The sequence below is a fragment of the Microbacterium sp. LMI12-1-1.1 genome, from assembly GCF_040676455.1.
In the GTDB taxonomy this organism is placed as follows: Bacteria; Actinomycetota; Actinomycetes; order Actinomycetales; family Microbacteriaceae; genus Microbacterium.
Window position 1 is genome coordinate 109,015 of record NZ_JBEGIA010000015.1, and the last position, 22,823, is coordinate 131,837.

The following is a 22,823-nucleotide window of genomic DNA, read 5'->3' on the forward strand; positions in this document are numbered from 1 at the left end:
TGCTTCTCCTTCGTGGTTCAGGGGGTTCCGGCGCCGTCGCCCGGCGGCTCGGCGACATCGAGGATGGCCTCGGCGAAGGCGTGCGGCGCTTCGGCGGGCAGGTGGTGTCCGGCATCCGGAATCTGTCGATGCTGGCGCGGGCCGGTGAAGAACCGGTCGTGCTGCGATCCGTCGGTCGCGGGGAAGTTGCCGTCGGCGGTGCCGTCGAGCGTGATCGTGGGCACGCTGATCGGCGGCAGCGCGGCGAGGCGGCGCTCGAGGTCGACGTGCTGAGGTGCACCGGGTTCGAGGCCGAGCCGGTGTCGGTACGAGTGGATGACCACGTCCACGTAGTCGGGATTGTCGAACGCTGCGGCGGCGCGAGCCAGGTCGGCGTCGTCGAACGTCCAGGCGGGGGAGTTGCGGCGCCAGATGACGTCGGCGATCCCCCGCGGGTCCTGTGACAGGCCGGCGCGGCCGCGCTCGGTCGCGAAGTACCAGAAGTACCAGAATCCGGCCTCCAGACCGGGCGCGAGCGGGATGCCGGCTGCCGAGATGTCCTGGATCAGATAGCCGTTGACCGACACCAGCCCTCCCACACGCTCGGGCCAGAGCGCGGCGACGACGCAGGCGGCGCGGGCGCCCCAGTCGTAGCCCGCGAGGATGGGCTGCTCCAGCTGGAGGGCGTCGATGAATGCGAGCAGGTCGGCCCCGAGAGCCGCCTGCTGCCCGGAGCGGATGGTGCGTGCCTCGCGGAACGCCGTGGGCCCGTGCCCGCGAAGCGAGGGGACGAGGACGCGGTAGCCGGCATCCGTCAGCAGCGGCACGACGTCCACGTAGCTGTGGATGTCGTACGGGAAGCCGTGGAGCAGCACGACCGGCTCGGCAGCGGGATCACCGGCGTCGATGTAGGCGACGGTGAGCTCGCCGGCGTCGATGGTGCGCAGCGGCGTGCGGAATGCGGTGAGCATGGGTTGCCTCTCGAGTGGGGCGGCGCCCCGGAGACCGGACCGTCGTCCGGGGCGCCGCGGGTCTGTCACGCTGCCGCGGAGAGGCTCGCCACGTAGGCCTTGGCCGCCTCGGCGATCGTCGCGGCGACCGCAGCGGGCTCCGACACCGAGATGGCGTGCGAGGCACCGGCGATCTCGTGGGTGCCTCGTGATGCGGCGCGCTCGGCACCGGCTCGGTGCACGGCGACCGGAATGTTGAGGTCCAGCTCGCCGAAGACATGCCACGACGGGATGTCGCGCCACGCCGGGTGCTCGGTCGGCAGACCCTCCGACAGCGCGGCCTTCGTGACCGGGCGCTGCGTGGCGGCCATCAGCGCGGCGACCTCTGTGGAGACGTCGGCGGCGAACTGGTGGTGGAAGAGCTCCGGACGGATGACGAACTCGTTGCCACCGCTCGAGACCGGGTACGCGGCGAGCGCGTCGCCGAGGGTGCTGCCGGGCGCGCTGTTCGACAGGTCGAACGCGCTCTGGCCGGTCTCGGGCACGAACGCCCCGACGTAGACGAGGCCGACGACAGCGTCGTTACCCGCCGCCGCCTCCGTGATGACGAGCCCGGCGTACGAGTGGCCGACGAGGACGATCGGGCCGTCGATCGACGCCAGCACATCACGCACGTAGGCGGCGTCGCCGGCCAGGCTGCGCAGCGGGTTCGCGACGGCCACCGCGCGGACGTCGTGCTGCTGCAGCTGGGCGATGACGCCGTTCCACGAGGATGACTCGGCGAACGCGCCGTGGACGAGGACGATGGTGGGCTTCTGCTCGGACATGTCTGTTCCTTTCGAGGGTGGACGAGGGATGTTGTCAGCCAAGACCGGCCGCGGCGGGCAGTTGTGACCGCCGGAAACGAAATGCGACGAAACAGGGAAACGTGTCACAGATCGCGACGGCGTCCGGTCTCAGCTGGAGACGTGCGCTTCCCGCGCGCGATGAACAGAGAGGGTTCGACATGAGGATCGCTGTCATCGGGGGAACCGGGCTGATCGGCTCACGGGTCGTGGCCGGACTGCGGGCGACCGGGCACGACGTCGTCGTCGTCGCACGGGCGGTCGGCGTGAACTCGTTCACGGGGGAGGGTCTGGCCGACGCGCTCGCCGGAGTCGAGACCATCGTCGACGTGTCGAACTCGTCCTACACCGATGAGGCGGGTGCCCGCGAGTTCTTCAACGGATCGACCCTGAACCTTCTCACCTACGGCGATGCCGCCGGGGTACGGCACCATGTCGTCCTGTCGGTCGTCGGAACCGACCGCCTCGCCCGCTCGGAAGGCGGGTACTTCCAGGCCAAGGCCGAGCAGGAGCGTCTCCTGGCGGCCTCGGGCCGTCCGTTCACGATCGTGCACGCGACGCAGTTCTTCGAGTTCATCCGCAGCATCACGGATGCCGCCACCCGCAGCGGCATCGCACACGTCGCCGACGCACTCATCCAGCCGATGGCGGCCGACGATGTCGCCGCGGCGGTCGCGCGTGCCGCCCTCGTCCGGCCGACCGGCGGGGTCACGGAGCATGCCGGCCCCGAGGTGTTCGAGCTCGGCTACCTCGCCGCGCGCGAGCTGCGGTTCCGCCGCGACGAGCGAGAGGTCGTCGCCGACCCGCTCGCGACGTACTTCGGTGCGCAGCTCGATCGCTGGGAGCTGCTGCCCGGCCACGACGCGACCATCGCGTCGACCCGATTCCACGACTGGCAGGTGGCTCCGCACGCGGGCGACGACCTCCTTCTGCCGGCCGCTGCGGGCGTACGCTGAGCGCGGCGAGAGGAGCGGCGGGCATGACCGAACAGACGTCGGAGACCGGCGAGCAGATCGACGACATCGTGCAGGCGGTCGCCGTCTTCGACCAGCACCGGCGCCGCATCTTCGGCATCGCGTACCGCATGCTCGGCACGGTGGCCGACGCCGAGGACATCGTTCAAGAGACCTGGATCCGGTGGCAGAACGCGGATCGTGCCGACATCCGCGAGCCCGCCGCGTTCCTCGCGACGGTCGCGACGCGGCTCTCGATCAATGCAACCCAGTCCGCACACGCGCGTCGTGAGACGTACATCGGGCCGTGGCTGCCGGAGCCTGTCAACACCGACGACGACCCGGCTCTCGGCGCCGAACGCGGCGAAGCGCTGCAGTTCGCCATCCTCCTCGTGCTCGAGAAGCTCTCGCCGACCGAACGCGCCGCGTACATCCTGCGGGAGGCGCTCGACTACCCGTACGAGCGAATCGCCGATGTCATCGGCGCCACCGTCGCGAGTGCCCGTCAGCTCGTCAGCCGTGCTCGCAAGCACCTCGCGTCGGCCCGCAAGGCGGAGGTCGCCGCCGCCGAGCAGCGGCGCCTGCTCGAGGCGTTCCTGGTCGCTGCGCAGAAGGGTGACGTGACGGGCCTCGAGCGGCTGTTCGCCGAGGATGTCGTGAGCACCACCGACGGCAACGGGGTCAAGCTGGCGGCCCGCATTCCGGTGGCCGGCCGCAGCCGCGTCGCGAAGTTCGTCGCCGCGTTCTCGAGCCACTTCTGGATCGGCAAGACCGTCGACTGGGTCCATCTCAACGGACAGCCCGCGGCGACGATCTCCGAGGACGGGGTCGTCACCACCGTGGCGATGATCACGGCGTCGGCGGACGGCATCCGTCAGATCCACTGGGTGATGAGCCCGGACAAGCTCGGGCACGTCGCCCAGGTCGGGGCGTGACCAGCCCACGTCGCGCGTCGTGGCTGCACGTCTTCCCGCGGGGTTCGAGGGCGAGCGCCGTGCAGCACGATCGCGTCGCGCACGCGCTCGTTGCGGCCGCAGCGACGGGCGACCCGTGTGAGCTGAGACGGATGATGCACGCCGGCGTCGAGTTGACCGTCGACGGCGGCGGAGTCGTGGCCGCACCGCCGGCGGCGCTTCGCGGTGCGCGAGAGGTCACCCGGTACCTGTCCGGTGTGCTGCTCGGCCCCGAGGTGTCGCTGCGCATCGCGTCGGTGAACGGGGTGCCCGGGCTCGTCGTGTGCCGTAGCCGCGTGGTGACCGGGGTCCTGGGTATCCGTGTGCGCAGGCGTCTCGTCGTGCAGGCATGGCTCGTCGTGAACCCCGACAAGCTCAGTCGTTGGCGCGTCGACTGACCCCGCTGTCACAGATCGAGCGCCTGCCCTGTCGTAGCTGATGAGCGCACACCTCCCCGCGCTCCTCGAACGAAAGGCACATCATGGCAAAGGTCGTCGTCATCGGAGGCTCCGGGCTCATCGGCTCGAAGGTCGTCGCGAAGCTCACCGAACACGGGCACGCGGCCGTCCCCGCGTCGCCGAACTCGGGCGTCAACACCATCACCGGCGAGGGCCTCGCCGAGGTGCTTCAGGGCGCGGATGTCGTCGTCGACGTGTCGAACTCGCCTTCGTTCGCACCCGACGACGTGATGCAGTTCTTCACCACTTCGACGAACAACCTCGTCGCGGCTTCGCGGGAGGCGGGCGTCGGACACTACGTGGCCCTCACGATCGTCGGGACCGATCGGCCCAACGACATCGACTACTTCGCGGCCAAGACGGCGCAGGAGAAGCTCATCCGTGAGTCGGGCATCCCGTACTCGCTCGTGCACGCGACGCAGTTCTTCGAGTTCATCGGCGGCATCGCCGCGGTGTCGGGCAAGGACGACGGCATCCACCTGCCGAACAACCTCATGCAGCCGATCGCCGCGGAGGACGTCGCGACGGCTGTCGCGCGCACCGCAGCCGGTGAGCCGTTGAACGCCGACATCGAGATCGCAGGGCCCGAGGTCATGGGACTCGACGAGCTGGTGCGCCGCGGGCTGGCGTTCCGTGGCGACCCGCGCGAGGTCGTGACCGACCCCGAGGCCCCCTACTTCGGCGCGCGCATGCACGAGCGCACGCTCATGCCGGTGGAGGGTGTGCAGGTGTTCGGCACGACGCTGGACGAGTGGCTGCCGGCGAACCCGCCGCGCGACTGAACCCGGCAACGGATCGTCGACCGCAGGCGGACGAAACGCCCCGGCTCTCGGGGCGTTTCGTCTCGCCCGCCCCTCGCCAGCCTCGCGGCGACGTCTCAGCGGCCCGCCGCGAGCTGCTGTGTGCCGATCACCGACAGCAGCTGCAGCCGGTCGTAGCTCTCGGTGCCCGGGGTGGCGGTGAGAACCAGTAGCGTCTGGCCCTGTTCGGGATCGACGAGGAACTGGCAATGCAGGTCCATCACGCCGACTTCGGGGTGCTGCAGCCGCTTCTCCCGCGGGTGCGTGGAGCGCACCTCGTGCGCCTCCCAGAGCTGTGCGAACTCGGGGCTCTCGGCGAGCAGCGCGTCGACCATCGCGCCGGCGCGCGAGCTGGCGCCGAACTTCGCGTAGGCGGTGCGGATGTCGGCCGTGAAGGCCCGCGAGTGCATCGGGTGGTCTTCCACGGGGTAGACATCCCGGGCCGACGGATCCAGGAACCAGCGGTAGCCGACGCTGCGCATGTACCCGTCGAAGCGGGTCTCATCGCCGAACAGTGCGCGGGCCGCGGGGGTCTGGGCGAGGGTCTCGCCGAACTCGGTCATCACCTGGGCGGGCGTGTCGGCGAGGCGGTCGAGCACGCGCATGAGGCCGGGCGATACGTGCTCGCTGCGCAGCGTCCGCGTCGGCGCGGTGTGACCGGCGAGGCGGAACAGGTGGTCGCGCTCGTCGAGCGTCAGCCGCAGGCCTCGAGCGATGGCGGCGAGCATCTGCTCGGACGGCTGCGGCCCGCGGGCCTGTTCCAGCCGGCTGTAGTAGTCCGAGGACATGTCGCAGAGCGCGGCGACCTCCTCGCGGCGCAGACCCGACGTGCGCCGCCGAGGCCCACGCCGGAGCCCGACGTCTTCAGGCTGGAGGGCTTCGCGACGTCGACGCAGGAAGTCGGCGAGCTGTGCTCTGTCCATCATCCGAGTCTGCGGCATCCGTCGGTCCGTAGCCAGGGATCGCGGATCCCTCCGGGGACGGCGGTCACGCCGGCACTCGCACGCCGGTGAGCTGCTCCGACAGCTCCCAGATGCGCCCCCCATCGGCCTCGCTCTGCAGCCGAGAGTACAGCGGCTGCTCGGCCGGCAGTCCGCTCAGGTGGCGGAAGCCCTTGGGTCCGTAGAGACGCCCGCCGCGTGCATCGGGGCTCGTCGCCGCATGAACGGCCGACAGCGCCGCAGAGGACGGGGTGCCGACGAGGATGCCGCGCCGCGACATCGCCCGGATGAACTTCACCGCCGTGGTGTCGTCGGGCCGGCCCATCCCGGGCTGCGCGGACAGCAGGTTCGTCGGCGTGATCCCGGGGTGCGAGAGGTTGCTGCGCAGGCCCCAGCCCGCGGCATCCGACCGCCGCTGCAGCTCCATCGCGAACAGGCCGAACGCGATCTTCGACGAGCTGTACGCCTTCATCGGGTCGTAGCCGTGCTGCCAGTTCGGGTCGTCCCAGTTGACGGCGCCCTGATCGGCGGCGATGCTCACCTGGCTGGTGATGTGTGCGCGTCCGGCGCGGAGGAGGGGCAGCAGCCGTGCGACGAGCGCGAAGTGCCCGAGGTGGTTGGTCGCGAGCTGCAGCTCGAATCCGTCGGCGGACAGCTGCCGAGTGGGCGGGTTCATGACACCCGCGTTCGCGATGAGAAGGTCGATCGGCCGCCCGTCGGCCAGGAGCCGATCGGCGAGGGACGACACCGACTCGAGCGACGACAGATCCAGCGGCAGGACACGGATGTCGGCATCCGGCGTCCGCTCGCGGATCCGCGCCGCGGCGGTCTCGCCCTTCTGCGGGCTGCGGACCGGCATGAGGACGCCGGCGCCGGCGCGCGCGAGGCGTGCGGCGATCTCGAAGCCGACGCCGTCGCTCGCGCCGGTGACGAGGGCGAGTCTGCCGGTGAGGTCGGGAACGGGGATGTCGAGGGTCTTCGGCATGAGGGAGGCTCCTTGTTCGAGGGGTTGCCTCCATGCTCTTGCGTCCGCCGCGGCGGATTCAGGGCGCTGTCATCCGGGGACTGACGATCCCTGGGTATGGACGCGGATCCGGCCAGGGAGGAAGGGCAGCGCCGGTGCCTGATATCGCAGAGCCGGCGCATGGTGGGGCTCGAGGGCGAACTCGGCCTGCCCGAAGCGCCACATCCGGTTGAACAGGAACACCCCGACCACGACGGTCTCGTCCGCCGGGACCTGCCAGGTGCCCAGTCCCCACTGGGCCGGCTGGCCGCGGCCCGCGATCACGAGCGTCGGCTTGATGCGGGCGTAGAGGGCGAACCAGGGCCTGTGCAGGGTCAGTTGGATGCGGCGCGTGCCGTGAGGGGGTGTGCTCATGGCGATCAGGCCGGGAGCACGCAAGCGTGCATGTCGCCGTGTGTGTCTCGTGTGCTCATTCCCGGGTCGCCTCTCGTCGTTCGCTCTCAGGCTAACCGTCGGCCGGGCGGGCGATTTCCGCGGACCGGTCGACGGCTCGTCGCGACGGGCGAGGGGGAATGAGTTCGAGGGATGCTGGGCTATAACACCGAGTGGCCGCTCGATCCGGCAGCCATGAATCTCGTTAGGAGCACCACCGTGCGCGCACTCATCCATTCCACCTTCGGCGACGCGACCGACGTTCTGGAGGTCGCGGAGCGACCGCTCCCCGAGCCCGGCGCGGGTCAGGTGCGGGTGCGTACGGTGCTCTCTCCGATCCACAACCACGACCTCTGGACGATCCGCGGCACCTACGGCTTCAAGCCCGAGCTGCCGGCCGGCGCCGGAACCGAGGCCTACGGCGTCATCGATGCGCTCGGCGAGGGCGTCGAGCAGCTGCAGGTCGGGCAGCGCGTGACCACCGGCGGCACGTTCGGAGTCTGGAGCGAGTTCTTCGTGACCAAGGCTGCCGGCCTCGTTCCCGTCCCGGACTCCGTCGACGATGAGACCGCCGCGCAGCTCATCTCCATGCCCTTCAGCGCGCTGAGCCTGCTCGACTACCTGGACGTGAAGCCGGGGGACTGGATCGTGCAGAACACCGCCAACGGCGCTGTCGGCAAGCTTGTGGCGCAGTTCGCGGCGGCGCGCGGCGTGCACGTCCTCGGACTCGTGCGGCGCGACGCGGGCGTGACGGAGCTGGCCGGGCTCGGCATCCATGATGTCGTCTCCACCGAATCCGACGGCTGGCGCGAGCGGGCCGCAGAGATTCTGGGCGAGAATGCGCCGCGCGCAGCGGTGGACTCGGTCGGCGGCGACGCCGCCGGCGACCTCCTGTCGCTGCTCGGCGAGGGCGGCACACTGGTCTCGTTCGGCTCCATGGGGTCGAGCACCCTGAAGCTGTCGGCCGGCGACCTGATCTTCAAGCAGGCGACGGTGAAGGGCTTCTGGGGCAGCACGGTGAGCCGGACGATGGATGCCGCCACCCGCGGCGCGCTGTTCGCCGAGCTGGTGCAGCGCATCGGGTCGGGCGAGGTCTCGCTCCCGGTGGATGCCGTCTACCCCTTCGAAGAGGCGCGGTCCGCCGCCGCGGCGAGCGCCGTGCCCGGACGCTCCGGCAAGGTGCTGCTGAGGTTCTGAGCGACGGCGTGGCTCAGAACGCTGCCGCCCGCCGAGGTGCGGGCGGCGGCGGCACTTCCTTCGCCGCGATGATCGCGCCCCTCGGAATGCGCTCGACGCCGCGCTTGCCGTCGACGACCACGGTCTCGGCATCCGCGCTCAACAGCTCGCCGAGCGCGTCCGTCGCCTGCCCGGTCGGCAGCAGGTACCGCACGACCACGCGGTGACCCGGCTCGGGCAGGTTCACCATGCGCCGGGGGCGTAGTCCTTGAGGAACACGCCGAACAGGTCTTCGCCCGCCTCGCCGCGCACGATCGGGTCGTAGACCCGCGCGGCGCCGTCGACGAGATCGAGGGGCGCGTGGAAGCCCTCCTCGGCCAGACGCACCTTGGTCGGGTGCGGGCGCTCGTCGGTGATCCAGCCCGTGTCGACGCTCGTCATCAGGATGCGATCGGTCTCGAAGAGCTCGCGCGCGCTCGTGCGGGTGAGCATGTTGACGGCAGCCTTGGCCATGTTGGTATGGGGATGCCCCGGCCCCTTGTACCCGCGATTGAAGACGCCCTCCATCGCGCTCACGTTCACGATGTACGTGCGGCGCGCAGCGCTGGCCGCCATCGACGGCCGCAGCTTGGAGACGAGCAGGAACGGTGCGGTCGTGTTCGCCAGCTGCACTTCGAGCATCTCGAGCGGGTCGACCTCGTCGACGCTCTGCACCCACGAGTTGGTGTGCTCGAGGTCGGGGATCAGCCCGCCGGCGTCGATCGCCGTGCCTGCGGCGAGGCGCTCGAGCGAGCTGGAGCCGGCGGACATGGCCTGTTCGGTCAGCTCGTCGGCGCGAGCGGCTGCCGCGGCGAGGATCGGGTGGGCGGTCACCGAGCGCTCCAGCGCCTGCGGGTGCCGGTCGTTGGTGTGGCCGAACGTGACGAGCTCGGGCAGCGGCCCGTCCGGCAGAGGCGCGAGCTCGGCATCCACGAGCGGCTGATACGCGCCCGGCGAACGGCGCACCGTCTGAGTGGCGTTGTTGATGAGGATGTCGAGCGGGCCGGCGGCCGCGACATCCTCCGCCAAGCCGATCACCTGCGCGGGATCACGCAGGTCGATGCCGACGATCTTGAGCCGGTCGATCCACTCCGGCGCGTCGGGCAGGCTGCTGAAGCGGCGCACGGCATCGCGGGGGAAGCGGGTGGTGATCGTCGTGTGCGCGCCGTCGCGGAGCAGCCGCAGGGCGATGTACATCCCGATCTTCGCCCGCCCGCCGGTGAGCAGCGCGCGCTTGCCGGTCAGATCGGTGCGGGCTTCGCGCTTGGCGTGGCTCATCGCGGCGCAGGTCGGGCAGAGCTGGTGGTAGAACGCGTCGACCACGGTGTACGGCTGCTTGCAGATGTAGCAGCCGCGGGCCTTGAGGAGAGTGCCGGCGGTGGGGGCGGTCGTCGCCGTCGAGATCGGGATGCCGCGCGTCTCGTCGTCGATCCGGTCGGGCGCCCCGGTTGCCGTGGCGGCGACGACCGCACGGTCGGCCTGCGCGATCGCGTCGCGGATCTCACGCCGCCGCACCTTCTTCACGGCCTTGAACATCGCCGCGGTGGCACGGCGGACGGCGACGAAGTCGGGGTGCGTCTCGTCGAGGCCCGCCATGTTGTCGAGCACGCGCAGAGTGGTCGCGAGATCGTCCGGGTCGATGCCGCTCGGCGGCAGGTCGGAGGGGGCGGAGGAATCGGGAAGCACACGTGATTCTACGCCGGGCGCCATGCGCGGTAGCTGTTAGCGTGCCTTCGTGACCACTTCGGATGCCGCCCCGACCCGCGCCCGCAGCATCCGTGTCTCGGCTGCGGTCATCGTCAACGAACGCGACGAGCTGCTGCTGGTGCGCAAGGCCGGCACGACGGCGTTCATGCAGCCCGGCGGCAAGCCCGAGCCTGGCGAGTCGCCGAGCCAGACGCTGAGCCGCGAGCTGCGGGAGGAGCTGGGGATCTCGGTCGATGCGGAAGCGCTGCGGCCGCTCGGCTCGTACACCGCCGCGGCGGCCAACGAACCAGGATTCCTGGTGGTCGCCGACGTGTTCGCCACCGACATCGGGGCGCAGCAGCCGGTGATCGGCGCCGAGATCGAAGAGCTGCGGTGGGTCACGCGAGAGGACGCCGACGGACTCGAGATCGCACCGCTGGCGCGCGAGAACTTCCTCCCGGGCTGAGCCGCGATACCGAGGTCAGGCGGCCGGCTGCGTGTGCACGTCGGTCTCGAAGCTCGTCGCGTTGAGGTCCAGGTAGATCCGCCGCTCCGTGATCGACACGGTCATCGTGTTGCGCCGCTCGAGCACGGCCGTGGCCGCGTCGACGAAACCCGGGTCGAAGCTGTGGAGCAGGATCTCGTCGCCGCGGTGGATCCGCTTCCCGGCCCACGGCGCGGCGACCTTCGCCGGATCGCGGTGCGTGTAGACCCTGGTGCGCTCGGCCTGCATGCTGCCGGTGTGCAGGCGCGCGGCATCCGGAGCCCCCACCTCGATCCAGGCGACAAGGGCACCGGTGAGGTCGCGCACGAGCACCGCCGGCTCGTCGGTGGCCGAGACGCCCTCGCTGAACGCGATGCCCTCCTCGTACTCGAGGCAGTAGGCCAGCACCCTCGTCAGCATGAAGGCGTCGGTCTCTGACGGATGCCGCGCCACACGGACCGACAGATCCTCGTAGACCCCCCGATCGACGTCGGCCAGCTGAACCGCAAAGGTGTACATCGTCGCGCCGACTGCCATAGCGTTCGAGCCTACGCGGTGCGCACGCCTCATCCGCGCCGTGCCGCCCACTCCCTTGTGAGCGCTCTCAGCCGCGAGGACAATGGCTGCTGTCATCTGCGGAGGACGCGCGGTCTCGGGGGGAGGAGGCCCAGCATCGAACGGCGTTCGGAAGGGCTCGGCGAGGGGGAGTTCGAGAGCCTCCAGCGAGGCTACATCGACGCCAGCGAGCAGTTCGCGGCGATGAACGAGGTCCTGATCGCACTCGGCCGATCCACCTCCGACCCCGACGCGGCCCTCGACACCATCGTCGAGAGTGCGCGCCGTCTGTGTCGTTCGGATGCGGCTCAGGTGTATCTCATCGACGGCGACCACTTCGCCTTGTCGTCGTGGGTCGGCGTGCCCGACCAGATGGTCGAGTACATCGCGGCGCACCCGTTCCAGGTGGACCGTGCGACCCTCCTTGGACGTGTCGCCCTCGACCGGCGGCTGCAGCAGATCGCCGACGTACTCGTCGACGCCGGCTACGGCAGGCAGGACGCGCAGCAGCTCGGTCGCTACCGCACGCTGATGTCGGCACCCATGCTGCTCGATGACGAGGTCGTGGGGGTGCTGTCGCTATGGCGCACGGAGGTGGCGCCGTTCGACCACCGCGCCCAGTCGGCCGTTCAGGCCTTCGCGGCACAGGCGGCCGTCGTCGTGCGGCAGATCGATCTGGTGCGCGCTCTCGAGGAGCGCGGAGCCGAGCTGGGTCGCAAGGTCGACCAGCTCGAGGCGCTGAGCGAGGTCGGCGACGCCGTCAGTTCCAGCCTGGTACTCGACGAGGTCCTCACCACGATCATCATGAACGCGGTTCGATTCGCCGGCTGCGACGGCGGGTCGATCATGGAGTACGTCGAGCGGGAGCGCTGCTTCTCGGTGCGCAGTGCGTACGCGAGCGACCGGCTGCTCGAGCGGCTGCGCACGATCAAGGTCGGTCTCGACGACACGCTCGTCGGTCGAGCGGCCAGAGAGGGGCATCCGATCGCGATTCCCGATCTCGACGAGGTCGAACTCGATACGCACCTGCGCCTGCTGCACGAGGACGGCTGGCGCTCGATGGTGGCGGTGCCGGTGCTGCGGGGCGAGCGCATCGTCGGGGCCCTCGTCGTGCGTCGCCGGACGACCGGAGAGTTCTCCAGCGACACCATCGAGTTTCTCGAGAGCTTCGCGAGCCAGTCGGCCCTCGCCGTCTGGAACGCGCAGCTGTTCCGTGAGCTGGAGACGAAGTCGGCAGAGCTGGAGGTCGTCAGCCGTCACAAGTCCGAGTTTCTCGCCAGCATGTCCCACGAGTTGCGCACGCCGCTGAACGCGGTGATCGGCTTCTCGGAGGTGCTGCTCGAGCGCATGTTCGGCGAGCTCAACGACCGGCAGGACGAGTACCTGCGCGACATCCTGGGCTCGGGACGGCACCTGCTGCAGCTGCTCAACGACATCCTCGACCTGTCGAAAGTCGAGGCGGGCCGCATGGAGCTCGAGCCCTCGGCGTTCTCCCTGCGGTCCGCCCTCGAATACGGCGTCTCGATGGTGCGCGAACGGGCCGCGCGCCACGGCATCCATCTCTCCATCGACGTCGACGACGACCTCGACACCGTGGAGTCGGACGAGCTGCGCGTCAAGCAAGTGCTCGTCAACCTGCTGAGCAACGCCGTGAAGTTCACCCCCGACGGCGGTGACGTCAGCGTGAACGCGCGGGAGCGCGAGCACGAGAGCGCCGTGTGGGTGACCGACACCGGCATCGGGATCGCGCCGGCCGACCAGGAGCGCATCTTCGAGTCGTTCCAGCAGGGGCGGCGGGGTACACAGACCGAGGAGGGTACGGGCCTCGGCCTCACGCTCTGCCGACGCATCGTGTCCCTCCTGGGCGGAACGATGTGGCTCGAGAGCGAGGTGGGCGTCGGCAGCACCTTCGGCTTCACCATTCCGCGGCGGGTGCCGCTCGCGTCCGGTCCGACCGGCGATGTCGCCGGACGCCCTACGGTCGTCATCGTCGAGGACGATCGCGCCTCGCTCGATCTGGCGTCCGCATACCTCGACGGCCTGGGCGTCGACGTGGTGGTCGCCCGGGACGGCGACGAGGGGCTGTCGGCGATCCGTCGTCACGTTCCGGCCGCGGTGCTGCTCGACATCCGGCTGCCCCGCACCGATGGCTGGGAGGTGCTGAGACGGGTGCGAGCGGATGCTGCGACCGCCGCCGTGCCCGTCATCGTGGTGTCGATCGTCGACGAGCGTGCACGTGGGCTTGCGCTCGGGGCGTCGGCGTACCTCGTCAAGCCCGTACACCGTGAGGCGCTCGTCGATGCTCTACGCGACGTGGGCGCGCTCGCCGGCGCGCTCGCCGCCGGCTCGACGGAAGGGGATGCACCGTGAACGGCGGCCGGCGGGTGCTCGTCGTCGAAGACAATCCGCTGAACCTCAAGCTCGTGCGGGACGTGCTGACCGCCTCGGGCTTCGAGGTGGTGCCGGCGGTGACCGCTGAGGAAGGTGTCGAGCTCGCGGCAACCTGCGAACCCGACCTCGTGCTGATGGACCTGCAGCTGCCTGATTTCGATGGGTATGAAGCGCTTCGGCGATTGCGCGAGGACCCCGCTCTGATCACCGTGCCCGTCGTTGCCGTAACTGCTTTCGCGATGCGCGAGGATCGCGAACGGGCCAGCCGTTCGGGATTCGACGGGTACCTCGAGAAGCCGATCAGTATCCGCGACCTGCCCGCGCAGGTGAGCGCCTTCATCGGCAGGGGGCGCGCCGATGTCAGATGACCCCGTGGTCGTCCTCGCCGTCGACGACCTCCCGCAGAATCTGCGACTGCTCGATGCCGTGCTGAGCCCGCGCGGCTATCGCGTCATCACGGCCGCCTCGGGCCAAGAGGCGCTCGCAATCCTCGACGAGCAAGACGTCGACCTCGTGCTGCTCGACATCATGATGCCCGGCATCGACGGGTACGAGGTCTGCCGGCGCATCCGGTCGGTCGCGAGCCGGCGGTTCCTGCCGGTCGTGATGATCACGGCGAGCGGAGATCAAGAGAAGCGCCACGCGTTGGAGGCCGGTGCCGATGACTTCGTGAGTAAGCCCTTCGATCAAGCCGAACTCGTCGCGCGTGTCGCATCTCTTGCCCGGCTGAAGCGCTACCACGACGTGATCGAGCATCAAGCCGTTGAGCTGGCCCGTTGGAACGCGGAACTTGAGGCGCGCGTCGCGAGCCAGGTCGACGAACTGGAACGCGTGAACCGGTTGCGGCGCTTCCTGTCACCCCAGATCGTGAACCTGGTCATCGACGACCGCGACGAATCCGTGCTCTCGAGCCACCGTGGCGACATCGTCGTGGTGTTCTGCGACCTGCGCGGCTTCACGCCGTTTGCGGAGTCCAGCGAGCCGGAGGATGTCATGGGCGTGCTCGCCGAGTATCACGCAGTGCTCGGCGAACTCATCGAGCACTACGAGGGCACGCTCGAGCGGTTCACCGGGGACGGCGTCATGGTGTTCTTCAACGACCCGTTCCCGTGCGCCGACCCCGCGCGCCACGCGATCGAGATGGCCATCGAGATCCGCGATCGGATCGGCGACCTTTCCGCTCGGTGGCACCGTCGCGGGATCGACCTCGGCCTGGGCATCGGTATCGCGCAGGGATTCGCGACGCTCGGGCGCATCGGGTTCGAGGGTCGCTTCGACTACGCCGCGATCGGAAGCGTGACAAACCTCGCGGCACGACTTTGTGGTGCGGCGGCCGCGGGTCAGATCCTTGTCGCCCAGCGGGCGTTCGCCGCCGTTGAGGACCACGTCGTCGGCACCGCGGTCGGTGAGATCGACGTTCGAGGGTTCAGTCGAGCCGTGCGCGCATACGCCGTTGACGGCATCCGCTCGCCAGGGGATCGAGTCGTTCCATGACTGCCGTCCACGCCGCCCCTGTGACCCTGTCATCGCTGACCGACGACGAACGAAACCACCGCTTCGACCGGCTGCAGTCGAGGCTTCCTGCGATCTGGGCATCCATGCAGCACGACCTCGAAGGCGAGTCCGTCGTCGTGGTGCCGTCCCTGGCCGTCGGAAGCACGGCCGCATCCGCGGCGATGGTCCAGGCGTACGAAGAACGGTTTCTCTTCCTGCTCCTGCTGCTGCGACAGCCGATGCTGAGAATGACGTACGTCACCTCGCAGCCGATCGATCCGCGGATCATCGAGTACTACCTCGCACTGCTGCCCGGCGTCATCCCGAGCCACGCGCACGCCCGCCTGACTCTGATCTCCGTCGGAGACGGAACATTGCGCACCCTCAGCGAAAAGCTTCTCGAGCGTCCGCGTGCGCTCGCACGCATCGCAGACAGCATCCCGGACCGGGAGCGGTGCCACCTGATCCCGTACAGCACGACCGACCGCGAACGTGATCTCGCGCTGGCGCTGGGCATCCCGATGTACGGAACGGATCCTCGCCTCGCGCCGCTGGGGACCAAGAGTGGATGCCGCCGTCTGTTTCGCGACGTCGGCGTTCAGCATCCACTGGGCGTCGAAGACCTCCGTACCCGCGAGGACGTCGTCCGCGCGATCGAGGCGATCCTGGACGAGCATCCCCGTGCGCAGCAGCTGATCCTCAAGCTCGACGAGGGAGTCTCGGGTTCCGGGAACGCCCTGGTGGATCTGGCAGGCGTGCACGGCCTCGAGGGTGCGACGCGGAGCCGGGTGATCGTGGACTGCCTCGACCGGATGCAGCCCGAGCTCGAGACGTTGACGTCGGGGGCGCTGCTGGATGCGCTCATCACCCGCGGCGGCATAATCGAAGAACGGATCGTCGGGCGCGAGATCCTCAGCCCGAGCGTGCAACTGCGGGTGTTGCCCGATCGTACGATCGAACTGCTGTCCACCCACGATCAGCTTCTCGGCGGCCCCAGCGGGCAGAGTTACCTCGGATGCGTCTTCCCCGCAGACCCCGCCTACTCCCGACTCATCAGCGCTCCGGCGCTCGCCATCGCACACAGACTTGCCGATGAGGGCGTAGTGGGGCGCTTCGCACTGGACTTCGTCGTCGTTCGCGACGACGCCGGGGTCTGGGAGCCCTGGGCAATCGAGTTGAATCTGCGAAAGGGTGGGACGACGCATCCGTTCCTGACTCTCCAGTTCCTCACAGGTGGGCGCTACGACGATGCCGAAGGCGCCTTCCTGACTCCCGAGGGTGCGCGCAAGCATCTCGTCGCGACCGACCACCTCGAGGGCGAGGCACTGCGAGCTCTGTCCGTCGGCGACCTGTTCGATGCGGTGGCTCGCCACAACCTGCACTTCGATCGGTCGCACCAGGAGGGAATCGTGTTCCACATGATCAGCTCCATCACCGAACACGGCCGCATCGGCATGACGGCGGTCGGCGACACGGCTGAGCGTGCAGCGGATCTCTACGAGCGCGCGGGCCGCGTGCTGCTCGCTGAAGCCGTGAGTGCGCGCGCAGAGCGCGCCCTGCCTGAGTGATGAGCCCTGCCCGGCGCTCTGCGCGGCGCGGTCCGCTCAGCACGCGCGAGCGGACGTCAGCCCTTCGGCCACTCGATCAGCAGCAGACCCTGCTTGGTGTCGGAGACGGTCACGTGGCCGCTCGCGAAGAAGTACGTCATGCCGTATCCCTCGGCATCCGGTGCGATCGCCGTCTCGGCGCTCTCGGTGATGTAGACACCCGCGGCATCGTCTTCGCGCACCCAGCCCTGCGCGACGAGCTCATCCTGCGCGTCGGCGGCCTCGTCCTCGGAGATCGGGGCCCAGCCGAACATCGCCCCGTGGTCACCGGCGGGGCCCTCGAAGTCGGCCCACATGCACTGCAGGCCGTCCTCGATCTCGGTGCTGCCGATGTAGAGCGGCGACGCCTGCGAGGTCCAGCCGACACTCTCGTAGTCGGCGACGACCGAAGGCCCGATAAGCGTGTCGCACGTCGGATCTTCGGCGGCCCCGGCCTCAGGCTCGGGATCGGGGGTGGCCGACGGCTCGGGAGCGGCGGTTGTCGGCGTGGCCGCGTTGCCCGTCTCCTCTGGTGCGGCTTCCGGATCGGCGGCGCACGCCGACAGGAGGACCGCGGACAGGACGAGGGCGGCAGCGGCGCCGAGGATGCGAGGGGCAGGCATCGGTGAAGTCTCCGTGGGGGAAGGGAGGCGGGTGGGTGTCAGGGGGAGTGGAGCAGGTCGAGATACGCGTCGTGGAGGACGCCGTTCGTAGCGAGGGACGAGCCTTCGGCCAGCGAATCACGGCCGTCGAACGACGTGAACCTGCCGCCCGCCTCCGTCACGATCGGCACCAGCGCGGCGATGTCGTACTCCTTGACGCCGAACTCGGCGACGAACTCGAGGCGGCCCTCGGCGAGCAGCATGTACGGCCACGCGTCGCCGTAGCCGCGGTCACGCCACACCGACGACGTGAGCCGTTCGAGGGCATCGAGCTTGCCGGCATCCCGCCACTGTCCGATGCTCTGGAAGCTCACGCTGGAATCGGCGATCGCATCGACCGCCGACACGCCCAGACGCCGGGTCTCTCCTGACGGCGTCGTGGTCCAGGCGCCGAGCCCCGTGGCCGCCCACCAGCGCCGGCCGATCGCCGGCTGGCTCGCCACTCCCACGCGCGGCACGCCGTCGATCGCGAGGGCGATCAGGGTCGTCCACATCGGGATGCCCTTGAGGTAGTTGGCGGTGCCGTCGATCGGATCGATGATCCACTGCCGGTTCGAGTCGCCCGTGATCCCGTACTCCTCGCCGAAGACACCGTCGGCGGGACGCTCCGTCTTGAGCAGCGCGCGCAGGGCCCGTTCGGTCGCGAGATCCGCCTCGGTCACGTGGCTGGCGTCGGCCTTCAACCGGATGTCGAGATCCGCGGCATCGAAGCGGGACATGGAGGCCGCGTCCGCCGCGTCCGCCAGCCGTAGCGCCAGCTCGAGGTCGGGCCCCAGATCTCCCTCGAACGGCGTGTCGAACGTCGACGAGGGGGGAGTGGTGGGCACGGATCAAGGATAGCCGGGGCGTTCCCGTCTCGATTTCACGAGACGCGATCGTGATGCTAATGTTGGTCCTCGGTTCGCCACGTTGTGAACTACGCACCTCTAGCTCAATCGGCAGAGCAACTGACTCTTAATCAGTGGGTTCTGGGTTCAAGTCCCAGGGGGTGCACCAGACAAGAAGCCCGGTAACTCGTTGCAGACGAGGTGCCGGGCTTCTGTCTTTCCGGGCGACGGATTCAGCGACCACACTTTCCGAGCCGCAGCAGTCCCCACCTAGCGAGCTGAGCGGTACTGGACGGCTGTGTTGACGCTGACGGCTGTCACGGCGGCCGCGAGGGCGAGAAGCGCGAACGGAAGCCGGCCTGTTGCCCCGAACAGCAACGGAAGGGCGATGCCGAGCCATGCGCCGACCGCGAGGAACAGGGCGAAGAGAGTCCAGAGCAGGTATCCGACGACTGTCGTGGTCGATGACCGGTTGTCTGTCATGGCTCTCCAATCGAGTGGCTACCTGATCGAATGTGACAGGTCTCCTCGCCGCTGGGGTGGGCGCTCGCGAGGGCCTTTTGCGCGAACGGCCGATTCCTTACAGACCTTCTCCGTGACCTCTTATCCCGGTGCGGTGGGGCCGAGTGGCAGGTTACGGTGGCCGTAAAGCGGCCCTCGCCCGACCGGATGATCATGTTCGACGTCATTGACTTCACTCGCGACCTTGGTGGTCTCGGTGTGGTCTTGTGGTGTCGCGCGTGATGATGTCGGAACGGCTGGTGCGGCTTGTGTCGTCGAAGCCCGACTCCGCTGCGCGGAAGGAGGCTGCGTTCGCGGCTCTGTTCGAGCAGTTCTGGGCTCGGGTGAGGCGACACGTCGAGGTGTTCGTCGACGATGGGGACGAGGTCGACGAACTGGTGTCGGACGTGTTCGGGTTGGCCTGGGAGAAGCTCAAACCGGACCGGCCGATGGGGTTGCCGTGGCTGCTGCGCACCGCGGACAACAAGGTGCGGGATCGGGACCGTCGGGCGAGGTCCCGGTCTCGTGCCATCGATGCGCTGGTGCAGGGAGCGGCCGTGCAGCCCGGCTCGCTGGATGACTTGGACAAGGTGGCGGTGCGAGATGCCGTCGCCTCCCTTTCCGGCCACGAACGCCGGGTGGTGATTCTGACGTACTGGGATGAGCTGTCCGCCGGGGAGATTGCGGAGACGTTGCGCTGCAGTCCGGGGTCCGTGTGGACGACGCTGAGTCGGGCGCGCGGGAAGCTGCGGGACCAATTGGGGTGGACGGCGGACGGAGGTGAGGATGATGAATGACGACGACCGGCTGACAGCGATGCTGCGTGCTTCGAATCCGGCACGCACGCCGCTGGATGCCGGACCGGACGCGGCGGCGCTGGCGGTGCGCGACCGGATCATGGGTGCCGGGCATGTCCGTCCGCGCGTGCTTCCGCGAGTGATGTGGGTGGCAGCTGCGGCGTTCGTGGTCATCGCTGTTGCGGCGGTGTCGATCCTTGTTCCGCGTGCGCCTGCGGCGGCGGTGACCCCCGCCCCGATCGCTTTCACCTCCGGCGGCACTGTCGAGGAGGTCGTCCGCATGGCCGAGGAGAAGCTGGCTGCGGCTCCGGGACCTGAGGTGCCGTCGAGGTTCGCGCGGTCGGAGTCGTGGGGTTTGTCGGTCGATGTGGATGAGCAACGGTCCGAGATCGTCCCGCAGGTGATGACCTTGGAGTGGAACCCCGACCTGTCGGGTCGCATGACGGTCGTGGCGGGGGAGCCCTACTGGCCTGCCGGCGCCGCCCGACAAGGTGAGGGAGAGGCCACCGCGCCCGGCGAGACTCTCTCGGAGATGGAGTTCGCAGCCGGGCAGTGGAACACGCCGGTCGTGGATCTCCCGGGCGCATCCCGCGAAGACATGTTCGCGTTGCTGACCGCGTTCGGGATGCCGGAGTCACCGACGGCGAGCGACGTGATCCAGGCGGTGACAGGAGTGTTCGAGCAGTGGACGCTCACGAACGAGCAGCAGGGGCAGCTGCTGCGTATCCTCGAGGAGTCCGGCGGGATGACCGTCCTCGGATCGGGAACGGACCGTGCTGGCCGAGATGTGGTCGGCCTGGAGACGAAGTCGATCTTCCCCGGTGTGGAGGACATGGTGCTGATCTCCGCGGAGACGGGCCGCATCGTCGGCGTCGAGTCGACGCGTGTGACTCCGGACGGGATCGTCCCGGCCGGGGCGGTGATCTCGTACCGGATGTGGGGCACCGATTGACGGGAAGTGGAGATGATGGGCAGTTCACGCACAAGGCTTGCAGCGATCGGGGCCGTAGCCGCCGTGTTGATCGGCGTGCTGGGCGTACCGCAGGGTGCGTTCGCTTCGACGGGGGAGCTCGTCCCGGAGCCGAGGATCGCCGCGGTCATGGCGGAGATACCCGGTGGAGTGCTCCTCGACGAGAACCACGCGGTATGGCCTGAGCTGGGAATGGCGCTGGAGACGCCGTCAGGGGTGAGCACGCGGACCATCGGCGGCTGCACGACCGGCAACGTGTGCGTCTTCGACGGATACGGGGCCCAGGGCGCGAAGCTCTCGTGGAGCTCGTGCGGCATTCCGACCGTCTCCGCGTTCACGGTCCGGTCCATCGCGAACGACCGACCCACCGGATACGCGCAGGCCCGGTCGGGAACCACGGTTCACGCCACCGCCTACGCAGGCAGCTACGCGAATGTCTACGGCGCAGTGAACAACGTGCGATGTGTGAGCTGACGGTTCTGCGCGAGCTCCGCACGTAGCAAGACCCCGTCGGCGGTCGGGGCGCGTACACGACGACAGACCGGCTCGGCGACCGGCGGTCGCCTCAGGCGGCGTCGCCGACGAGCACGGCGGCGGCCTCGTCGGCGGCATCCGCTTCGCGTTCGTCGATGCGGGCGAGGGCGCGCCGGCCGAAGAGGATCGTCGCGGTGGCGACCAGGATGGATGCCGCGGCGAACAGGTACGGCACCGTCGGACCGTACGCGTGCCACAGCCAGGCGGCGAGCGGGGGAGCGGCGGCACCGCCGAGGAACCTGACGGCCGAGTACGAGGACGACGCGACGGAGCGGGGGAGGTCGGTCGCCTCCATGACGGACTCCGTCAGCACGGTGTTCATGATGCCGAGCAGCAGACCGCCGACGATGATGCAGACGACAAGCGCCGTCGCATCCTCGACGAGGATGCCGGCGACGACGAGGTCGATCGCCAGCAGCGGCAGCGTCAGGAGCATAACGGTCGTCCGCGCCAGGAACCGCAGCAGCAGCGGCGCGACCCACACGCTCGTGACCGCCAGCGCGACACCCCAGCCGAAGAATGTGAAGCCGATGCCCATCGCGCCGAAACCGAGCGGGAACGGCGAGAAGGCCAGCAGCACGAAGAAGCCGATGTTGTAGAACAGTGCGGTCACGGCCAGCACCGCGAGCGACGGGATGCGCAGTGCCTTGAACGGCGCGGACAGGCGCACGGGGACGGGCTTCTCGGCGGGTCCGCGCAGCAGCACGAGCACCGCGACGAAGGCGATCGCCATGAGCACGACGACACCGAAGAACGGGCCGCGCCAGCTCAGCTCGCCGAGGAGGCCGCCGAGGAGCGGCCCGATCGCGATGCCGAGGCCGAGTGCCGCCTCGTACAGGACGATGGCCGCGCTGCTCCCGCCGGATGCCGCTCCGACGATGGTCGCGAGGGCTGTCGAGATGAACAGTGCGTTGCCGAGGCCCCAGCCCGCGCGGAAGCCGATGATCGCGTCGACGCTGCCGCTCAGCGAGCACAGCAGCGCGAACACGACGATGAGGGCGAGACCGATGAGCAAAGTCGCCTTCGCACCGATGCGGCTCGAGATCCAGCTGGTGACGAGCATCGCCAGGCCGGTGACGAGCAGGTAGCTGGTGAACAGCAGCTCCGTCTGCACCGGGCTCGCCTCGAGCGACTCCGCGATGGCGGGAAGGATAGGGTCGACCAGGCCGATGCCCATGAAGGCCACGACGCAGGCGAACGCCACCGCCCAGACCTGTGCGGGCTGACGCCATACCGAGACGGCCGAGCCGCCGTGCGCGCTCATCGGGCCGCCTCCGCGGCGTCGGCGAGGGGTGCGGTACGCGTTCCATCGAGCTTGCGCGTCAGGACGGCGGCCGTCGTCCGCAGCGCGTCCCATTCCGCCGGCTCGAGGTCGTCGAAGTGCGGCGCGAGGGCGGCGGTCAGCTGCAGCAGCCACGTCTGCAGCGCCTCGAGGCCCAGCGGCGTCACCTCGACGACCGTGGCTCGCGAGTCCGCGGCATCCGTCGTCTTCGCGACCAGTCCGTGCACGGTCATCTGACCGACGAGGCGGGTCATGCCGGGCTGTGTCACGCGGCTGAGGCGGGCGAGCTCGCCGATCCGCAGTGCACCGTGGTCGCGGAGGATCGTGAGCGTGCGCCACTGCGCAGCGGGTGTCTCGTTCGCTGTCTCGAGCGCCGCGACGCGGGTCAGCGCGTGGGCGGCGACGATGAGGGTCTCGATGTCCTGATCGTGTGTCACCGCACAAGCATACCGCTGGTATATACCCATGGTATCCAAATTGGCCGGACGTCCCGATTAGATAACGACACCGCGCAACCTGGCCCCTCGACTTGCGCCGAGGCCGTGCGTTTCCTAGATTGCAAGA

Annotated in this window: 26 protein-coding genes and 1 tRNA gene; 14 read left to right on the forward strand and 13 right to left on the reverse strand. The window is 69.3% G+C overall.

What is annotated here, in order from left to right:
- Positions 1–17: 17 nt before the first annotated feature.
- The gene (locus MRBLMI12_RS14470; protein ID WP_363357134.1) at positions 18–950 is read right to left on the reverse strand and encodes an alpha/beta fold hydrolase; all 933 of its coding nucleotides are present in this window, start codon (positions 948–950) and stop codon (positions 18–20) included.
- A gap of 65 nt (positions 951–1,015) precedes the next feature.
- Positions 1,016–1,756: an alpha/beta fold hydrolase gene (locus MRBLMI12_RS14475; protein WP_363357135.1), complete on the reverse strand. Its 741-nt coding sequence runs from the start codon at positions 1,754–1,756 to the stop codon at positions 1,016–1,018.
- A 179-nt stretch (positions 1,757–1,935) separates the two neighbouring features.
- Here MRBLMI12_RS14475 and MRBLMI12_RS14480 point away from each other — a divergent pair, with 179 nt between their 5' ends.
- The 4 genes from MRBLMI12_RS14480 (at position 1,936) to MRBLMI12_RS14495 (ending at position 4,920) form a co-directional block, all read left to right on the forward strand.
- Positions 1,936–2,730 (forward strand): SDR family oxidoreductase, encoded by a 795-nt coding sequence (locus tag MRBLMI12_RS14480; protein WP_363357136.1) that lies wholly within the window; start codon positions 1,936–1,938, stop codon positions 2,728–2,730.
- 23 nt (positions 2,731–2,753) lie between these two features.
- Complete coding sequence (locus MRBLMI12_RS14485; protein WP_349427211.1) at positions 2,754–3,662, forward strand: RNA polymerase sigma-70 factor; 909 nt, start codon at positions 2,754–2,756, stop codon at positions 3,660–3,662.
- A complete protein-coding gene (locus MRBLMI12_RS14490) occupies positions 3,659–4,078 on the forward strand; it encodes a hypothetical protein (RefSeq protein ID WP_349427213.1) in 420 nt (139 codons plus the stop codon). Before MRBLMI12_RS14485 ends, MRBLMI12_RS14490 begins: the two co-directional genes overlap by 4 nt.
- A gap of 83 nt (positions 4,079–4,161) precedes the next feature.
- Positions 4,162–4,920: an SDR family oxidoreductase gene (locus MRBLMI12_RS14495; RefSeq protein ID WP_363357137.1), complete on the forward strand. Its 759-nt coding sequence runs from the start codon at positions 4,162–4,164 to the stop codon at positions 4,918–4,920.
- A 95-nt stretch (positions 4,921–5,015) separates the two neighbouring features.
- On the opposite strand, the gene MRBLMI12_RS14500 is transcribed toward MRBLMI12_RS14495, so the two are convergent.
- The 3 genes from MRBLMI12_RS14500 to MRBLMI12_RS14510 all read right to left on the reverse strand — a co-directional run bounded on the left by MRBLMI12_RS14500 (position 5,016) and on the right by MRBLMI12_RS14510 (position 7,257).
- On the reverse strand, positions 5,016–5,864 hold the full coding sequence (locus MRBLMI12_RS14500) for a helix-turn-helix transcriptional regulator (protein WP_363357626.1): 849 nt from the start codon (positions 5,862–5,864) through the stop codon (positions 5,016–5,018).
- A gap of 61 nt (positions 5,865–5,925) precedes the next feature.
- A complete protein-coding gene (locus MRBLMI12_RS14505; RefSeq protein WP_349427218.1) occupies positions 5,926–6,864 on the reverse strand; it encodes an SDR family oxidoreductase in 939 nt (312 codons plus the stop codon).
- A gap of 69 nt (positions 6,865–6,933) precedes the next feature.
- Positions 6,934–7,257 (reverse strand): hypothetical protein, encoded by a 324-nt coding sequence (locus tag MRBLMI12_RS14510; RefSeq protein WP_349427220.1) that lies wholly within the window; start codon positions 7,255–7,257, stop codon positions 6,934–6,936.
- A 237-nt stretch (positions 7,258–7,494) separates the two neighbouring features.
- Here MRBLMI12_RS14510 and MRBLMI12_RS14515 point away from each other — a divergent pair, with 237 nt between their 5' ends.
- Positions 7,495–8,472, forward strand: coding sequence for a zinc-binding dehydrogenase (locus MRBLMI12_RS14515; protein ID WP_363357138.1), 978 nt, complete (start codon positions 7,495–7,497; stop codon positions 8,470–8,472).
- 13 nt (positions 8,473–8,485) lie between these two features.
- Here MRBLMI12_RS14515 and MRBLMI12_RS14520 read toward each other — a convergent pair whose 3' ends face one another.
- Both MRBLMI12_RS14520 and MRBLMI12_RS14525 read right to left on the reverse strand, forming a co-directional pair.
- A complete protein-coding gene (locus tag MRBLMI12_RS14520; protein WP_349427221.1) occupies positions 8,486–8,701 on the reverse strand; it encodes a hypothetical protein in 216 nt (71 codons plus the stop codon).
- A complete protein-coding gene (locus MRBLMI12_RS14525) occupies positions 8,695–10,200 on the reverse strand; it encodes an SDR family NAD(P)-dependent oxidoreductase (RefSeq protein ID WP_363357139.1) in 1,506 nt (501 codons plus the stop codon). The genes MRBLMI12_RS14520 and MRBLMI12_RS14525 overlap by 7 nt, the downstream gene beginning before the upstream one ends.
- A gap of 25 nt (positions 10,201–10,225) precedes the next feature.
- Between MRBLMI12_RS14525 and MRBLMI12_RS14530 the strand changes: the two genes are divergently transcribed.
- Positions 10,226–10,642, forward strand: a complete 417-nt coding sequence (locus MRBLMI12_RS14530) for an NUDIX hydrolase (RefSeq protein ID WP_363357140.1) — start codon at positions 10,226–10,228, stop codon at positions 10,640–10,642.
- Between the two features lie 15 nt (positions 10,643–10,657).
- Here the strand turns inward: MRBLMI12_RS14530 and MRBLMI12_RS14535 are convergent, their stop codons facing one another.
- Positions 10,658–11,197: a YaeQ family protein gene (locus MRBLMI12_RS14535; RefSeq protein WP_363357141.1), complete on the reverse strand. Its 540-nt coding sequence runs from the start codon at positions 11,195–11,197 to the stop codon at positions 10,658–10,660.
- A gap of 222 nt (positions 11,198–11,419) precedes the next feature.
- Between MRBLMI12_RS14535 and MRBLMI12_RS14540 the strand changes: the two genes are divergently transcribed.
- From MRBLMI12_RS14540 to MRBLMI12_RS14555, 4 genes are read left to right on the forward strand one after another with little or no spacing between them, the layout of a single operon-like run.
- Entirely contained in the window at positions 11,420–13,585 is a 2,166-nt protein-coding gene (locus tag MRBLMI12_RS14540) for a hybrid sensor histidine kinase/response regulator (RefSeq protein ID WP_363357142.1), read from the forward strand.
- Positions 13,582–13,974 (forward strand): response regulator, encoded by a 393-nt coding sequence (locus MRBLMI12_RS14545; protein WP_363357143.1) that lies wholly within the window; start codon positions 13,582–13,584, stop codon positions 13,972–13,974. The genes MRBLMI12_RS14540 and MRBLMI12_RS14545 overlap by 4 nt, the downstream gene beginning before the upstream one ends.
- A complete protein-coding gene (locus MRBLMI12_RS14550; RefSeq protein WP_363357144.1) occupies positions 13,964–15,100 on the forward strand; it encodes a response regulator in 1,137 nt (378 codons plus the stop codon). The genes MRBLMI12_RS14545 and MRBLMI12_RS14550 overlap by 11 nt, the downstream gene beginning before the upstream one ends.
- On the forward strand, positions 15,097–16,668 hold the full coding sequence (locus MRBLMI12_RS14555) for a peptide ligase PGM1-related protein (protein WP_363357145.1): 1,572 nt from the start codon (positions 15,097–15,099) through the stop codon (positions 16,666–16,668). The genes MRBLMI12_RS14550 and MRBLMI12_RS14555 overlap by 4 nt, the downstream gene beginning before the upstream one ends.
- Before the next feature lie 56 nt (positions 16,669–16,724).
- Here MRBLMI12_RS14555 and MRBLMI12_RS14560 read toward each other — a convergent pair whose 3' ends face one another.
- Both MRBLMI12_RS14560 and MRBLMI12_RS14565 read right to left on the reverse strand, forming a co-directional pair.
- Positions 16,725–17,309: a hypothetical protein gene (locus MRBLMI12_RS14560; protein ID WP_349427226.1), complete on the reverse strand. Its 585-nt coding sequence runs from the start codon at positions 17,307–17,309 to the stop codon at positions 16,725–16,727.
- Positions 17,310–17,347: 38 nt separating this feature from the next.
- Positions 17,348–18,175, reverse strand: a complete 828-nt coding sequence (locus MRBLMI12_RS14565; protein ID WP_363357146.1) for an inositol monophosphatase family protein — start codon at positions 18,173–18,175, stop codon at positions 17,348–17,350.
- Between the two features lie 93 nt (positions 18,176–18,268).
- Between MRBLMI12_RS14565 and MRBLMI12_RS14570 the strand changes: the two genes are divergently transcribed.
- Positions 18,269–18,344 (forward strand) — tRNA-Lys (locus MRBLMI12_RS14570).
- A gap of 101 nt (positions 18,345–18,445) precedes the next feature.
- Here MRBLMI12_RS14570 and MRBLMI12_RS14575 read toward each other — a convergent pair.
- Complete coding sequence (locus tag MRBLMI12_RS14575; RefSeq protein WP_349427228.1) at positions 18,446–18,658, reverse strand: hypothetical protein; 213 nt, start codon at positions 18,656–18,658, stop codon at positions 18,446–18,448.
- A 260-nt stretch (positions 18,659–18,918) separates the two neighbouring features.
- Here MRBLMI12_RS14575 and MRBLMI12_RS14580 point away from each other — a divergent pair, with 260 nt between their 5' ends.
- The 3 genes from MRBLMI12_RS14580 (at position 18,919) to MRBLMI12_RS14590 (ending at position 20,917) form a co-directional block, all read left to right on the forward strand.
- The gene (locus MRBLMI12_RS14580) at positions 18,919–19,473 is read left to right on the forward strand and encodes an RNA polymerase sigma factor (protein WP_363357627.1); all 555 of its coding nucleotides are present in this window, start codon (positions 18,919–18,921) and stop codon (positions 19,471–19,473) included.
- On the forward strand, positions 19,466–20,425 hold the full coding sequence (locus MRBLMI12_RS14585) for a hypothetical protein (RefSeq protein WP_363357147.1): 960 nt from the start codon (positions 19,466–19,468) through the stop codon (positions 20,423–20,425). Before MRBLMI12_RS14580 ends, MRBLMI12_RS14585 begins: the two co-directional genes overlap by 8 nt.
- 147 nt (positions 20,426–20,572) lie before the next feature.
- Positions 20,573–20,917 (forward strand): hypothetical protein, encoded by a 345-nt coding sequence (locus MRBLMI12_RS14590; protein WP_363357148.1) that lies wholly within the window; start codon positions 20,573–20,575, stop codon positions 20,915–20,917.
- A gap of 91 nt (positions 20,918–21,008) precedes the next feature.
- Here MRBLMI12_RS14590 and MRBLMI12_RS14595 read toward each other — a convergent pair whose 3' ends face one another.
- On the reverse strand, positions 21,009–22,241 hold the full coding sequence (locus MRBLMI12_RS14595; protein ID WP_363357149.1) for an MFS transporter: 1,233 nt from the start codon (positions 22,239–22,241) through the stop codon (positions 21,009–21,011).
- Positions 22,238–22,696: a MarR family winged helix-turn-helix transcriptional regulator gene (locus MRBLMI12_RS14600; RefSeq protein WP_363357150.1), complete on the reverse strand. Its 459-nt coding sequence runs from the start codon at positions 22,694–22,696 to the stop codon at positions 22,238–22,240. The genes MRBLMI12_RS14595 and MRBLMI12_RS14600 overlap by 4 nt, the downstream gene beginning before the upstream one ends.
- Positions 22,697–22,823 lie beyond the last annotated feature (127 nt).

Bases quoted from the DNA above. Each gene is read 5' to 3' on its own strand.
- MRBLMI12_RS14470 (WP_363357134.1), bottom strand. From the start codon at position 950: ATGCTCACCGCATTCCGCACGCCGCTGCGCACCATCGACGCCGGCGAG.
- MRBLMI12_RS14475 (WP_363357135.1), bottom strand. From the start codon at position 1,756: ATGTCCGAGCAGAAGCCCACCATCGTCCTCGTCCACGGCGCGTTCGCC.
- MRBLMI12_RS14480 (WP_363357136.1), top strand. From the start codon at position 1,936: ATGAGGATCGCTGTCATCGGGGGAACCGGGCTGATCGGCTCACGGGTC.
- MRBLMI12_RS14485 (WP_349427211.1), top strand. From the start codon at position 2,754: ATGACCGAACAGACGTCGGAGACCGGCGAGCAGATCGACGACATCGTG.
- MRBLMI12_RS14495 (WP_363357137.1), top strand. From the start codon at position 4,162: ATGGCAAAGGTCGTCGTCATCGGAGGCTCCGGGCTCATCGGCTCGAAG.
- MRBLMI12_RS14500 (WP_363357626.1), bottom strand. From the start codon at position 5,864: ATGATGGACAGAGCACAGCTCGCCGACTTCCTGCGTCGACGTCGCGAA.
- MRBLMI12_RS14505 (WP_349427218.1), bottom strand. From the start codon at position 6,864: ATGCCGAAGACCCTCGACATCCCCGTTCCCGACCTCACCGGCAGACTC.
- MRBLMI12_RS14510 (WP_349427220.1), bottom strand. From the start codon at position 7,257: ATGAGCACACCCCCTCACGGCACGCGCCGCATCCAACTGACCCTGCAC.
- MRBLMI12_RS14520 (WP_349427221.1), bottom strand. From the start codon at position 8,701: ATGGTGAACCTGCCCGAGCCGGGTCACCGCGTGGTCGTGCGGTACCTG.
- MRBLMI12_RS14525 (WP_363357139.1), bottom strand. From the start codon at position 10,200: ATGGCGCCCGGCGTAGAATCACGTGTGCTTCCCGATTCCTCCGCCCCC.
- MRBLMI12_RS14535 (WP_363357141.1), bottom strand. From the start codon at position 11,197: ATGGCAGTCGGCGCGACGATGTACACCTTTGCGGTTCAGCTGGCCGAC.
- MRBLMI12_RS14540 (WP_363357142.1), top strand. From the start codon at position 11,420: ATGAACGAGGTCCTGATCGCACTCGGCCGATCCACCTCCGACCCCGAC.
- MRBLMI12_RS14550 (WP_363357144.1), top strand. From the start codon at position 13,964: ATGTCAGATGACCCCGTGGTCGTCCTCGCCGTCGACGACCTCCCGCAG.
- MRBLMI12_RS14555 (WP_363357145.1), top strand. From the start codon at position 15,097: ATGACTGCCGTCCACGCCGCCCCTGTGACCCTGTCATCGCTGACCGAC.
- MRBLMI12_RS14560 (WP_349427226.1), bottom strand. From the start codon at position 17,309: ATGCCTGCCCCTCGCATCCTCGGCGCCGCTGCCGCCCTCGTCCTGTCC.
- MRBLMI12_RS14575 (WP_349427228.1), bottom strand. From the start codon at position 18,658: ATGACAGACAACCGGTCATCGACCACGACAGTCGTCGGATACCTGCTC.
- MRBLMI12_RS14580 (WP_363357627.1), top strand. From the start codon at position 18,919: ATGATGTCGGAACGGCTGGTGCGGCTTGTGTCGTCGAAGCCCGACTCC.
- MRBLMI12_RS14585 (WP_363357147.1), top strand. From the start codon at position 19,466: ATGAATGACGACGACCGGCTGACAGCGATGCTGCGTGCTTCGAATCCG.
- MRBLMI12_RS14590 (WP_363357148.1), top strand. From the start codon at position 20,573: ATGGCGGAGATACCCGGTGGAGTGCTCCTCGACGAGAACCACGCGGTA.
- MRBLMI12_RS14595 (WP_363357149.1), bottom strand. From the start codon at position 22,241: ATGAGCGCGCACGGCGGCTCGGCCGTCTCGGTATGGCGTCAGCCCGCA.